The sequence below is a fragment of the Streptomyces chattanoogensis genome, assembly GCF_001294335.1.
GTDB classification, from domain to species: Bacteria; Actinomycetota; Actinomycetes; order Streptomycetales; family Streptomycetaceae; genus Streptomyces; species Streptomyces chattanoogensis.
In genome coordinates this window covers 26,017-38,419 of the sequence record NZ_LGKG01000146.1, presented here as the reverse complement: position 1 = coordinate 38,419, position 12,403 = coordinate 26,017, and the positions used below count along the sequence as shown (strand labels likewise).

Sequence of the window (12,403 nt, the reverse complement as noted above, 5' to 3'; positions counted from 1 at the left end):
CCCCCGTTGGTTGGTGGATGGTCTCCGGTCCCGGCGCAACGCCGCGTCAGGCCCGGCCCCCGGGGCCCCGCACGGCATACGGCTCGCCTCTGGTCACGACGAGGCGTACGGCGCGCAGGGCCGAGGGATCGGCGCGCGGATCACCGTCGACGACCACAAGGTCGGCGTCGAGCCCCGGGGCGATGCGCCCGGTGACGCCGGACAGGCCCAGGGCCCGCGCGGAACCGACGGTGGCCAGCTCGATGACGCGCTCGGCGGGGAAGCCGAGCCAGACGTAGAGCTCCAGCATGCTGAGGTAGTCGTCGAACGCGGCCTGCGGGATGCCCGCGTCGGTGCCGGTGATCAGGGGCACGCCGAGGCCGTCGAGCCAGCTGAGCCGGTCGTAGAAGGCACGGGTGGCGGCCTCCCCGTCCCGTTCCAGTTTGGTCCGCCAGTCATACCCGCACAGGGAGCCGCAGACCGCGATCCCCTGTTCGGCCATCGACTTGGCGACACCGGTGCGGCGGTCGACACCCTCGGGGCCGTCCAGCCACAGGCAGTGTTCGACGGTATGCACACCGGCGGCGACGGCCGAGGCGATGGACGCCGCACCGTGCGCATGGGCGGCGACCGGGAGTCCGTAGCGGCGCGCCTCGTCGACGGCCGCGGCGAGCTGTCCGGTGGAGAACTGCGACTCCCACATCGCCGCGCCGCCTTCGGTGATGTGCCCGCCGCTGGCCATCACCTTGATCACATCGGCGCCGGCCTCGGCGTTGCGCCGTACCGTCGCCCGCAGTTGGGCCTCGTCCGCCACCTCGCCCCCGAGGAACCAGCAGTGGCCGCCCGGTGGGGTCAGCGGGGCCCCCGCGGCGAGAATGCGCGGGCCGCGTACCCGGCCCGCCGTGATGGCCTCGCGCAGCCGCAGCACCGCGCCCCCACGGTCCCCGAGGTCCCGGACCGTGGTCACACCGCAGTCCAGCAGCTGCCCGGCACGCTGGGCCATGGCGTCCAGCAGCGTCGGGCCGTCGCTGTTCAGCAGTGCCGTGAACGGTTCGGGGCCGGCGTCGAAGCTCAGGTGCACATGGCCGTCGATCATGCCTGGCAGCAGCGTCGCACCGGGGAAGTCCCGGCGCGCCACGGAGGGCGGGGCCTGCGCCGCGACCGCTTCACGGGGACCGGCTGCGGCGATCTTCCCGTCCCTGACCAGCACGGCCGCGTCCGTGGTGCGTTCCCCCACCGGGCCGTGCAGCAACTGCCCCACCGTGATCAGCATGCGGGCTCCTCGGCTGCCACACAGTGCACCAGGCGATCGAGCAGCTCGTCGAGCACGGCGGCGGACGTGGCGAAGTTGAGGCGTACGAAGCCGTGGCCACCGGGGCCGAAACCGGGCCCGGAGCCGAGCTCGACGGCACCGCGCTCCCGGAAACGGGCCGCCGGGTCCTCGCCCCACCCCAGCGCACGGCAGTCGAGCCAGGCGAGGTAGGAGCCCTCGGGCGGGTGGTGGGCGATCCCGGGCAGCCGGTCGGCCAGCGTGGCGGTGAGCCGGTCGCGGACGCCGGCCAGATGCCGCCGCACGGCTGCCAGCCAGGCATCTCCCTCCGTCCAGGCGAGCAACGAGGCATGGATGCCCAGGGCGTTGACGGCGCCGTACAACTCGACGGGCTGTTCGTCCACCGCCGCGCGCAGCCGGGCCGGGCCCAGGTGACCCACCGCGCAGCGGATCCCGGCGAGGTTGAACGCCTTGGTCGCCGAGGTGAGGGTGACGGTGCGCTGCTCGATCTCGGGGCCCAGGGAGGCGAACGGGATGTGGTGGTGCGGGGCGTGGGCCAGATCGGCGTGGATCTCGTCGGAGATGACGAGCAGATCGTGGCGCTCGGCGAGTTCGGCCAGTTGCAGCAGCTCAGCCCGGTGGAACACCCGGCCCGTGGGGTTGTGCGGGTTGACCAGCACGAGGGCACGGCAGCCGCTGTCCGCCACGGCCTTGGCGAGCAGGCCCGGGTCCCAGACCCAGCCTTGGGGGGTGTCATGTAAGGGAATCGGGACGAGCCGCCGGCCCATCCGGGCGAGGCCGTCGCGGAACGGCCCGTAGACGGGAGTGTGCACGGCCACCGCGTCACCGGGCTCGGTGCCCAGGTGAAGCGCGAGGTGGACGCCCTGCGTCACGGTCGCGAACTCCCTGACCGGTCCGGGCTGCGGGCGCCAGTCATAACGCTTCGCCATACGCTCGGCGAAGACCTCCCGCAACGGGCTGCCGTCCGGCCAGTACGGATAGCCGAGCAGGCCCTCGCCGAGAAGCCGTCGCAACCCTTCACGCACCGGCTCCGCCACAGGGAAGTCCATCTCGGCCAGCCCGGCCGGCAGGACACCGGCGGCCGTCTGCCGCCACTTCTTCAGCCCGGCACCGGAGCGGAGCACCCCGGGGTCCACCTCGTCGAAGTCAACTAACCGGGGTAACCCGGGCTCCGGCGAGTCCTCCGCCGACTCGTCCGCCTTCTCGGACACGCCGAACTCGCTCGCGCTCATGGCTTTCCTCCCCCGTCCGTACCCGTGCGCACGGCCCTGCCCTACGGCACGCGACCGCTGAATATGCGGATGGCCCCTTCAGGCCTTTGGTTGAATTCTGTATATATGAATTGAACTTCAGGGATTTCGTGTACGCCGGTCGTCGTCGCGTACCTCGGTCGCCGCAGACGCTAATCGAATGCCGAGGGTCAACACTGGGAATCTTGCAGGGATCTGTCAAGAGCAAACAGGACTTTAACTACTGACACCCCTGGCGGGGGTGCGGGTATCTGGCCAGGTCCGGGTGGCATATCGACGCCCGCCTCGTCGTCGCGTGCGGTCGTCGGTCATTCCGGACGGGCGAATCTCGGTGAATCGGCGAAGGTGCCCTGCGGAATTCCGGGTGGTGATAGGAAGCCGGTCGAAGGCGGCCCAGTTCAGGGAACTCCCGAAATGGGGGAGGTGGCTGAAACATGACGATGACTGGCGGTGGCCGACGACGGCCGAGGCGAAGCGCGGGGCGCTCATGCCTCACTTTCCGCTCTATGGGCGGATATCCATGGTGAGGCATTGATGAATGTCTCACATCGGTTTTGTCGTGTGTACGCGGAAAATCCCCTCATGGGGAAGGGGGATGTGTCAGACGAGGGCGACAGCCTGGCCCAGGCTCACCGGGCCGGGCGACACCACTGTGGCCAGGGCGTCCAGCCGGGTGTCATGTCCCTTCGCGAGGGCACGCAGTACGAGCGGGGAACGAGGCAGATCCTGCTGGGCCTCATTGGTCATCACGCACCGCTCGCTGGACCGGACGAACTCCACGCACAAGGCGTCCCCGATCCATGCCTTGGACCCGAACCACTCGTCCTCGACGAAGGGGCGGGTGCCGGGCGGGGTCCGCACCAGGAGATTCGGCCGGAAGCGCCGTTCATCGACCGGAACACCGGGGACGGCCGCGCGCACCCAGTCAAGAGTGGCGGTGGTGAGGATGCTGAGGGGGAGTTGGTCGAAGTGGGATATCCCGCCCTCCCGGGCCAGTTCGACGTCGCCCCGGCCAAGGTACCCACGAAGGAAGGCAGTTGGTTCCGCGACGGGCGCGCCGTGCGCATCCAGCAACTCCGGTTGTTCTGTCCCGTCCGGATAGCGAGAGCGCAACTGCAGCAGTCCCGGCATCCGGCGAAATCGTCGGGTGTTCTTCCCCGAGCCGAACTTGCCCTCCCCGTCCCGCACCGCGAACAGGCGGTCGCCCACGAGACCGCGGGCGTCAACATCCGCTCGCTGCAGCTGTTCGCCGCCCGTCGACTTGATCGGATACCGCCATATGCGCTCGACCGTGCCCACGATGCCCGCCATCCAGAAGACGTTACATGAGCCCTGTGCCCGAATTCGGGCAGGAAACAGGAAGTTGACGACTCCGGCAAGGGCGGCGGCCGTTCACATGCGATGTCACAGGCGGCCGCAGGCGTGATACAGCGCGCGGGCGCGGGCGGTGTCAACCGGCCCGTCCTCAGGCAGATGCAGGAAGTGGTCCACCTGCCATGCCTGGGTGTGGCGGGCCTGGCGGTTGGTGGTGGTCACCCATGGCGGGTAGACGCGGAATGCCCGCTTCCCGCCGGAGCCGTTCCTTGACACGATGTCCCGCTCGCAGAGCACGTCCCGTGGGAAGACGAACTGTCCGAACCGCCGGCCTTCGCGAGTACTGATGACGAACAGGTCGACGGGATCCGCCGCGTCGAAGGGCTGGATCGGCCCGCTCGGGGACCTCTTCCACACGGTGACGAACTGACCGACCTTCGTCGGGGTCGTCTTGGCCACGCGGTACCTGACCGAGAAGCCGTCCAGCGTGAACGCGCACGCCCCGTACTCGGCGCTCTCAGCTTCGGGCGCCGGCCGGGAGCATGTGAACCCACTCGGGTCGTACACCAGCGCCTTCGCCGCCAACAGGTCACCGGGGATCCCGGCCTCGCCCGACCAGGCCCCGGGATTACGGGAGCCGAGCCCCGAAGAGAGGTCATGTTCCATCGCCATGCCCTGCATCCTGCCACCACCAGACATCGAACACATAATCGAATCAAGCGTGACTCGAGGTCCCGATGCGACCACGTCCGGCCCCACCGCCCGGCCCCACTACCAGGTCGAATACCTGCCAGACCCAGGTCGGCGTCCCTGCTGGACTGGTGAGCGGCACTGAAACCCACCACCGTTCAGGACGTATCCATGTCTGCCGCACCCGCGCTCGCCGCACCCACCACGCCCGCCCCGGCTCGCTCGCCGTTCCTCGGTTGGCTTGCTGTCCTCGCTGTCACGCTGGGCATCTTCTGCATCGTCACCACCGAGATCCTGCCCATCGGCCTCCTGACGGACATCGGGGCCGGCTTCCACATCTCGGAGGGCACGGCCGGACTGATGATGACTCTCCCCGGATTACTGGCCGCCGTCGCCGCCCCTGCCGTCACTCTGACCACCGCCCGCCTCGACCGCCGCCTGATGCTCGGCGCCCTCACCCTCCTTCTGGCCCTGGCGAACGTCCTTGCCGCGGTCGCACCGGTCTACTGGCCCGTCCTGGTCTCCCGCGTCCTGGTCGGCATCACCATCGGCGGCTTCTGGTCCATCGGGGCCGGTCTCGCCGATCGCCTGGTCCGACCGGAATCGGCCGGTCGCGCCACCGCGGTGATCTTCTCCGCGGTGCCCCTGGGATCCGTCTTCGGGGTCCCTGCCGGAACATTCCTCGGCGAACTCGCGGGCTGGCGGGCGGCGTTCCTCGCCATGGGCGTCCTGACCACGGTGGCGTTCGCCATGCTGCTGGTCCTGCTGCCCCCGCTCCCCGCCGTCCGGATCACCCGACCTGCCGTCCTGCGCGCGATGCTCCGCAACCTCCACACCCGTTTCGCACTGCTGACGACCTTTCTGATCGTCCTCGCGCACTTCGGCGCCTACACGTATGTCACACCGTTCCTGGAGCAGGTCACTCGGGCCGACCAGCGGACGGTGACCCTCTTCCTGCTGGCGTACGGAGCCGCCGGTGTCCTGGGGAATTTCCTCGGCGGCGCGGCCGTCACCCGCTGTCCGCACGCCGCGTTCGGCGCGGCCGCGTGCCTGCTTGCCGCCGCGACCCTGCTGCTTCCCGTCCTCGGACACCGGCCCCTCGGCGCGCTGGCGCTGCTGCTCGTGTGGGGAGTCGCGTACGGCGCGGTCCCTGTCTCGTCCCAGACCTGGTTCCACCGGTCCGCCCCGCACGCCCCGGAGGCCGCTTCGGTGCTGTTCACCGCGTCCTTCCAGGCAACCTTTTCGCTCGGTGCGCTGGTCGGGGGAGTGGTGGTGGACCGTACGTCCGCATCGACGGTCATGACGCTGGGCGGAGCGACCGCGGTGGTCATGGCGCTGGCGGCGTGGGTGCATTTCGCCAGGCGGGTGGAGTGGCCTTAGGACTTGTACGGTCCGGGGGCGGGGGACACTGAGGAGATGAGTGTGGTGATCGACGTCGCAGACGTTCCCCTGGAGCGCATCTCCTTCGGGGTTTCGCCGCTTGCCGAGCTGGGCGCGGCCCTCCACGTCCTGGCCGAGCCTTCGCACCACCCCGGCCTTCTCGAATGGGCCGCGGACACCAGGGCCGGCCTGCCGCCGGACCTGGCCGACAGGCTGTACGAGGCGGACATCCTCTGGCGCTCGACGCGATCGGATCTGTTCCTGCCCGGTATCGCGGCGACGGATCTCAAGGAAGAGCTGGACACATGGGAGCGACTGGACGACGACGCCTTCGTTGTCGCCGTGGTGGAGCTCTCCTGTGCCACCTCGTTCCCGCACTCCCAGCCGTCTCCCCTCCACCGAGCGGAGGACCGGCGGCGGGCCCGGGAGCTTGCCGCCGGGCGTGGAGTGCGTCAGGCGGCGTTCGTCGACCGGCTGCTGGCGGACCCGCAGAAGGTACGAGCCTGGCTGCGCCGGTTGCTGCAGGACTGCGAGGAGACCTTCTTCGGGGAGGTCTGGCAGCGGGTGCGGCCTCAACTCGTGGCCGACGCCCGCCACAAGAACGAGATCCTCAGGCACCGTGGGTTGAAGGAGGCCGCCACGGCGATGTCCCCTGCCGTCACCTTCGACGCCGAGCGCGGCCGCCTCGTCGTCGACAAGCTGCAGGACGGCTGGGTGCGGGCGTCCGACACCGGATTGCTCTTCCTGCCCACGGCCTTCGGATGGCCACATCTCGTCGTCCGGGACGCCCACGGTGACCGGCCGGTCCTCCAGTACCCGGTCGCCGTGCCCGATATGCCACCGACCCTGTCCCTGGCCACCGTCCAGCAGCGCCTCGAAGCCGTGGCCCACCCCCTTCGCCTGCGGCTTTGCCGGACGCTGGCCCGCGGGCCCCACTCGACGACGGAGCTGGCGGATGCCCAGGGCCTCACCCCGCCTGAGGTGTCCCGGCATCTCGGCGTGTTGAAGAAGGCGGGCCTCACCCGCACCCGACGCGAAGGGCGTTACGTGCTCCACGAGCTCGACATCGAGCTGGTCGGCCGCCTTGGCGCCGACCTGTTGGGGAACGCCCTGCGTTAGGTGCCGCGCATCCCGCTACGTGCCCGACCGGTAGCTGACCTGCTCGAACGGCCAGACCGACGACAGCCACCCAGTCACCGTATCGTGCACCGGCCCGTCCAGGTTGCTGTGGTCGGCGCGAACCCACGAACGTACCCGCGCAATGTGCGCGTCCGCACGCGACGGGTAGATGTACACACAGCCGATGACCTCATCGCGGCGGTCGAGGACCGAGTAGGTGAAGCCCACCCGCTTCTCGAAGTCGTCCGCATGACGCTCCAGGTCCCGGAGGTTCGCCGCCAAGCTCATGCCGGCCAACGGCGGCCAGCCACGTTCCTGGAAGCCCGGGGTGGCGCGAATATGCTCGATGCTCGACATCCAGGCAGCGTGATCGGCTGCATTGTGCCGCGGCTGCAGAGGCTCCAGGCGGAACCCCTCGCCGGACAACCCCTGAGGAACGGCAAAGTCATGGGGGACGAAGAGGCGGGCAGACATGCTGCGGAGGCTACCCGAGGCGCCCCACACTCCACGCCGAGAAGCCGAGAAGCCGAGAAGCCGAGAAGCCGAGAGGGCGCATTCCCGCCGACGGAGGTGTGCTGCGCAGGACAGGCACCCCGCCTTCGGATACCCACCCGCGGTGGACGGTCGGTTACCCAAAGTTCCCGGTTGCTCAACCGACCGGTTTCGGCGCGCGTGATCGGGCCGTAACTGCTGTGCTGGGTGGAGGGGAGGGGCCGTCGTACCCCTACCCGGAGAGATCGAGATGAGCACTTACCGAGTCGCGCAGGTCCCCGCCACCGGCAGTCGGTTCGAGATCGTCGAGCGTGCGGTGCCGCAGCCGGGTCCCGGACACGTACGGGTGGCCGTGGACGCCTGCGGGATCTGCCACAGCGACGTCTACTTCGTGAACGATGCGTTCCCCGGTGTGCGGTTTCCGCTGGTTCCGGGGCATGAGATCGCCGGTCGGATCGAGGCGCTCGGCGAGGGAGAGCAGGGCCACGGCCGGCAGGTGGGTGACCGGGTGGCGGTGGGCTGGTTCGGCGGCAGCTGCCACCACTGCACGCCGTGCAGACAGGGTGACTTCATGGTGTGCGACAACCTCAAGGTCCCCGGATGGGCCTACGACGGCGGGTACGCCGAGTCCGTGATCGCGCCGGCGGATGCCCTGGCCCGGATCCCCGACGGGCTGACGGCGACCGATGCGGCTCCCCTGGCATGCGCGGGCGTGACCACGTACAACGGGCTGCGGTGCAGCTCGGCACGTTCGGGCGACCTGGTCGCCGTGCTCGGCATCGGCGGCCTCGGCCACCTCGGGGTGCAGTATGCGGCCGCGATGGGCTTCGAGACCGTGGCCATCGCCCGCGGGGCCGCCAAGGCCGATTTCGCCCAGCAGCTCGGTGCGCACCACTACATCGACAGCACGGCGGACACCCCGCTCGCCGACGCGCTGCAGGCACTCGGCGGCGCCAAGGTCGTCCTGGCCACCGCCGCCAACTCCGACGCCATCACGGCGACCGTGGACGGGCTCTCCCACCGCGGCGAACTGGTGGTCGTCGGAGTGGACCTCGCCCCGCTGGGAATCAGCCCGGCCCAGCTGATCATGGGCGGCAGGACCGTCCGTGGCCACCCGTCCGGCACCGCGCAGGACGTGCAGGACACCCTGGCGTTCAGCGCCCTGCACGGGATCCGCCCGATGACCGAGGTCGTTCCGCTCGACCAGGCCGACGACGCCTATCAGAAGATGCTGTCCGGCGCCGCGCGCTTCCGGATGGTGCTCACCACCGGCTGACATACACGGCCATACCCGGCCCCGGCAGCGCCGGTCAGGGCTGGGCGGGGCCTGCGGCGGGGCTCCGTCCTGACTTGGGGCGTTGAGCCAGTGCGGTGTCGGCGGCGTTGAGGATGTTGCCGAAGGTGCGGGTAATGACCGGTCGCGCGAAGCGCCGGGTGAGGAGGCCGCCGAGCAACGGGAGGGGGATCTCGGCACGGGTGGTCCAGCGTACGAGGGTGCCGCCGTCGACCTCGGTGAACGTCATACGGCCCAGTTCGTGCCGGGACGGCGGCAGGCTGCGCTCGACGACGTACTCGGTGGCGTGCGGCGCGTCGTAGTGGGTGATGCGCTCCCGGAACCAGCCGATCAGCCAGAGGTGACTGCGCACCGCGCCGACGCCGTAGGGCGCGGTCTTGCCGTGCCGGGTCAGGCGGCAGCGCAGCACCAGGGGCGACCTGGTGTAGTTGGTGGTGGTGGTGAGCCAGGCGAACACCTCGTCGATCGGGGCGTCGACCAGGCGTTCCACGGTCATCGTTTCCACGGCTGGGGTTCTCCTCTGTCGAGTGGGTGCACCGTGTCGGCGAGGTGCAGTTTTTCGGGGTTGCGGATGCCGTAGAGGCCGGTGATCCGTCCGTCGTGGATCTCGAACGCGACCAGCCAGTCGAGTTCACCGTCGGTCAGGAACCGAGCCGCAGGCATGCCGTTGTAGGTGGCGTGCTCGACGCGGGTCGTCGCGGCGGTGCTGCGGATCACGCCGAGGACGAAGCGGGCGACGTCGTCGCGGCCGATGATCGGGCGGCGGGCGGCGACCACCTTCCCGCCGCCGTCGGAGATCTGTACGATCTCGGGCGCCAACAGGTCCATCAGCGCCTGGACTTCGCCGGTCGCCGCCGCGAGCAGAAACCGCTCGACGATCGCCCGGGCGGCATCGGAGTCGGAATCGAAGCGACGGCGCCGCGCGTGGACGTGACGGCGTGCGCGATGGGCGATCTGCCGGACGGTGACCTCGGTCCTGCCGATCGAGGCGGCGATCTCGCGGTGGGTGTAGCCGAACACGTCGTGCAGCACGAACACCGCGCGCTCGGTCGGGTTCAGCGTCTCCAGGACCAGCATCATGGCCATCGACACCGACTCGGCAAGGATCGCGTCGTCGCTCACCTCGGGTGCGGTGCGGATGGGTTCGGGCAGCCACGTACCGACGTATTCCTCACGCCGTGCCTTGGCCGCGCGCAGGTGGTTGAGGCCCTGCCGGGTCACTATGCGGACGAGGTAGGCGCGCGGATGCCGGACCGTGGCCGGATCGACCGTGCGCCACCGCAGATAGCTTTCCTGGAGCACGTCCTCGGCGTCGGTGGCGCTGCCCAGCATCTCGTAGGCGATGGTGAACAGCAGTGGACGGTGCTCGGTGAAGGCGTCCTCAGCCATGGCCTGCCCCCACCACCAGTCCTCGTCGTCGGCACCCCGGCATCACACCCGGCTCCTTTCTTCGGATGCCCATCGAGACACCCCGCACCGGCACACAGTGACAGTCCGGCACTGTGATTCGCTTCACAAGCCGGAGTCTGAAGAGCGCCGGGGTGCCGACCCGCACGTGTCAGCCCGTCACCCCGCCGTCGGCATGCCGGGTTGGCTCTGGCGAGCCCGCGGGTAGTGGCGTGCCATGAATTCCGCGGTGATCTCCATCTGGCGGAGCATGTCCTCGGTCTGCTGCGGTGTCACTCTGGTGCTGTGACCGGCAAGCGCGCTGCTGCCCGTCTTGAGGTAGACCGGAGAGGCCACCCGCACGAAGTCCGGCGCCTCGTAGGTGCGGATGAAACCGCCGGACGTCTTCGTGTTGTCCACATGGACATCCAGCGGGATCTCCACCGCCTGCCGCAGCGCCGCGATCATAGGAAGCGTCAGATCGCGTACCGGGTTGAGGCTGTCGGCGCCGAGCCCCTCCAGCACCTGGGCGGCCGCGCCGTTCCCCAGCCCGCAATGCGCGGAGATCTTCAGGTGCGTGTCCTCGGGGATCTTCCCGGCGGCCCGCAAGCGGCCCAGCACCGACAGAAGGCCCTCGTCGTGAAGGATGAACCCGCGCACTCCGACGTCGACCGCCCGCCGGACATCCTCAAGGGCGCGGACGAGCTGCTCCTGCCCGCGCAGCCGGTATCCGACCCGGACACCTTCCTGGGTCCGGACCGTCGCGCCGATGTCATAGATGGCACGCGGACCCACCGACATGAGGATCTGCGCACCGTACTCCCGCCCGAGGGCGACATAGTCGCGGATCTCGCCGAGCGTGTGCCGGCTCAGCCCGAACGTCTCGGTGACGCGGTTGATCGTGAACCCGCGCCGGGCGCTCTGTGACAGCAGCGTCTCCACGGCTTCCACGGTGTTGACCGTGGGCGCCTCGAACCGCCAATGACAGCCGTCCGAGAAGGTCCGCCCGGAAACCAGGGTGTTCGTGTCCGGATCGGTGCCGGGAACTCCCAGCTCGGTCAGCCATGTACGGGTTTCCGCAAAGAACATCTTCACTCCCGGGTTGCTCCTCGTGCGGGGATTGCCCAACGGCAAGGGAGCAACTGCGCCGGACCGCAGACGTTACGGCCCAGCGCACGGTGACCGGCAGGGAGTCAGCCCGCTGCGGTGCCTTCCGCGCGGGACAGGGCGACTTCGAGCACGACCAGCAGTGCATCGCGGACCGAGCCCGTGTTGCGTGCGTCGAAGACGACCAGCGGTACGTGTTCGGAGACGTCCAGCGCCCACCGCACCTCGTCGAGGTTGTGGTGGATCTCGCCGTCGAACGCGTTGACGGCGACGGCGAACGGGATGTCCTTGTGCTCGAAGTAATCCACCGCCGCGTAACAGTCGTCCAGGCGGCGGGTGTCCACGATCACCAGACCGCCGAGAGCGCCTTGGACCACGTCGTCCCACATGAACCCGAACCGGTCCTGGCCCGGCGTGCCGAACAGGTAGAGCTTCAGCGTCGGGTCGATGGTGAGGCAGCCGAAGTCCATGGCGACCGTGGTGGTGGTCTTGCCGGGGGTGTGGGTGAGATCGTCCACGCCCGCCGCGACCTCGGTGATGGCGGCCTCCGTGGTCAGGGGCCGGATCTCGGAGATCGAGCCCACGGCCGTGGTCTTGCCGACGCCGAAGCCGCCGGCAATGACCAACTTGACCGGTAGCGGCGGCTGTTCAACCGCTGTCACGGAGTGTGCCCCGTGAGTCGGGGACGGCACGGAGACCATCGATAACCCTTCGCAGTACGGAGATGTCCTGGGTTGTCCTGGCGTTCGGGACGTGTACCGCCAGATGTCCGGCGGTGCACAGGTCCTGAGCCAGCACCCGGACCACGTTCAGGTGGAGGCGCAGCTCCGCGGCCAGTTCCGCCACCGACTGCGGACGTCGGCTGGCAGCGACCAGGTCGTGTTGTTCGAAGGCGAGCGAGTCCAGGGCACCGAGCCCGGACGAGGTCGCCACGACCTGGGTTTCGACCGGGAGCGGTGGGCCGGCGCCGCCCCCCGCCACCCGGCCGGCGGTCAGGAGGAAAGGCCGGATCGCGGGAGCGCGGCCGGCCGGCTCCGACGGACCCGGGGCGCTGCGCCCTGCCTCGTTCGGTCCTGGTTCACCGGCGGCCATCTGATCCTC

At 69.6% G+C, this 12,403-nt stretch carries 13 protein-coding genes; 3 read left to right on the top strand and 10 right to left on the bottom strand.

From position 1 onward, the window contains the following. Positions 1-46: 46 nt before the first annotated feature. The 4 genes from ADL29_RS23415 to ADL29_RS23400 form a co-directional block, all read right to left on the bottom strand. Positions 47-1,252, bottom strand: a complete 1,206-nt coding sequence (locus tag ADL29_RS23415; protein ID WP_053925562.1) for an amidohydrolase family protein — start codon at positions 1,250-1,252, stop codon at positions 47-49. Continuing rightward, positions 1,246-2,502 carry a MalY/PatB family protein gene (locus tag ADL29_RS23410; RefSeq protein WP_078971220.1) on the bottom strand — a complete coding sequence of 419 codons (1,257 nt, stop codon included), beginning with the start codon at positions 2,500-2,502 and terminating at the stop codon, positions 1,246-1,248. Before ADL29_RS23410 ends, ADL29_RS23415 begins: the two co-directional genes overlap by 7 nt. Before the next feature lie 618 nt (positions 2,503-3,120). Beyond that, positions 3,121-3,831: an MOSC domain-containing protein gene (locus ADL29_RS23405; RefSeq protein WP_053925561.1), complete on the bottom strand. Its 711-nt coding sequence runs from the start codon at positions 3,829-3,831 to the stop codon at positions 3,121-3,123. 93 nt (positions 3,832-3,924) lie between these two features. Continuing rightward, complete coding sequence (locus tag ADL29_RS23400; RefSeq protein ID WP_053925606.1) at positions 3,925-4,500, bottom strand: MepB family protein; 576 nt, start codon at positions 4,498-4,500, stop codon at positions 3,925-3,927. A 195-nt stretch (positions 4,501-4,695) separates the two neighbouring features. Between ADL29_RS23400 and ADL29_RS23395 the strand changes: the two genes are divergently transcribed. Next, the gene (locus ADL29_RS23395) at positions 4,696-5,904 is read left to right on the top strand and encodes an MFS transporter (protein ID WP_053925560.1); all 1,209 of its coding nucleotides are present in this window, start codon (positions 4,696-4,698) and stop codon (positions 5,902-5,904) included. A gap of 36 nt (positions 5,905-5,940) precedes the next feature. Further along, the gene (locus tag ADL29_RS23390; RefSeq protein WP_053925559.1) at positions 5,941-7,023 is read left to right on the top strand and encodes a DUF5937 family protein; all 1,083 of its coding nucleotides are present in this window, start codon (positions 5,941-5,943) and stop codon (positions 7,021-7,023) included. Between the two features lie 15 nt (positions 7,024-7,038). Here the strand turns inward: ADL29_RS23390 and ADL29_RS23385 are convergent, their stop codons facing one another. Continuing rightward, positions 7,039-7,497, bottom strand: a complete 459-nt coding sequence (locus ADL29_RS23385; RefSeq protein WP_053925558.1) for a GNAT family N-acetyltransferase — start codon at positions 7,495-7,497, stop codon at positions 7,039-7,041. Between the two features lie 268 nt (positions 7,498-7,765). Between ADL29_RS23385 and ADL29_RS23380 the strand changes: the two genes are divergently transcribed. After that, positions 7,766-8,791, top strand: coding sequence for an alcohol dehydrogenase (locus ADL29_RS23380; protein WP_053925557.1), 1,026 nt, complete (start codon positions 7,766-7,768; stop codon positions 8,789-8,791). Positions 8,792-8,825: 34 nt separating this feature from the next. Here ADL29_RS23380 and ADL29_RS23375 read toward each other — a convergent pair whose 3' ends face one another. From ADL29_RS23375 to ADL29_RS23355, 5 genes are all read right to left on the bottom strand, one after another. Further along, positions 8,826-9,314 (bottom strand): SRPBCC family protein, encoded by a 489-nt coding sequence (locus tag ADL29_RS23375; RefSeq protein ID WP_053925556.1) that lies wholly within the window; start codon positions 9,312-9,314, stop codon positions 8,826-8,828. Continuing rightward, positions 9,302-10,198 carry an RNA polymerase sigma-70 factor gene (locus ADL29_RS23370; protein ID WP_053925555.1) on the bottom strand — a complete coding sequence of 299 codons (897 nt, stop codon included), beginning with the start codon at positions 10,196-10,198 and terminating at the stop codon, positions 9,302-9,304. The genes ADL29_RS23375 and ADL29_RS23370 overlap by 13 nt, the downstream gene beginning before the upstream one ends. Positions 10,199-10,375: 177 nt before the next feature. Then, complete coding sequence (locus ADL29_RS23365) at positions 10,376-11,284, bottom strand: peptidase (protein ID WP_053925605.1); 909 nt, start codon at positions 11,282-11,284, stop codon at positions 10,376-10,378. A 104-nt stretch (positions 11,285-11,388) separates the two neighbouring features. Further along, entirely contained in the window at positions 11,389-12,003 is a 615-nt protein-coding gene (locus ADL29_RS23360; RefSeq protein WP_053925554.1) for a GTP-binding protein, read from the bottom strand. Beyond that, positions 11,951-12,394 carry a DUF742 domain-containing protein gene (locus ADL29_RS23355; protein WP_046929752.1) on the bottom strand — a complete coding sequence of 148 codons (444 nt, stop codon included), beginning with the start codon at positions 12,392-12,394 and terminating at the stop codon, positions 11,951-11,953. The genes ADL29_RS23360 and ADL29_RS23355 overlap by 53 nt, the downstream gene beginning before the upstream one ends. Between the last annotated feature and the right edge of the window lie 9 nt (positions 12,395-12,403).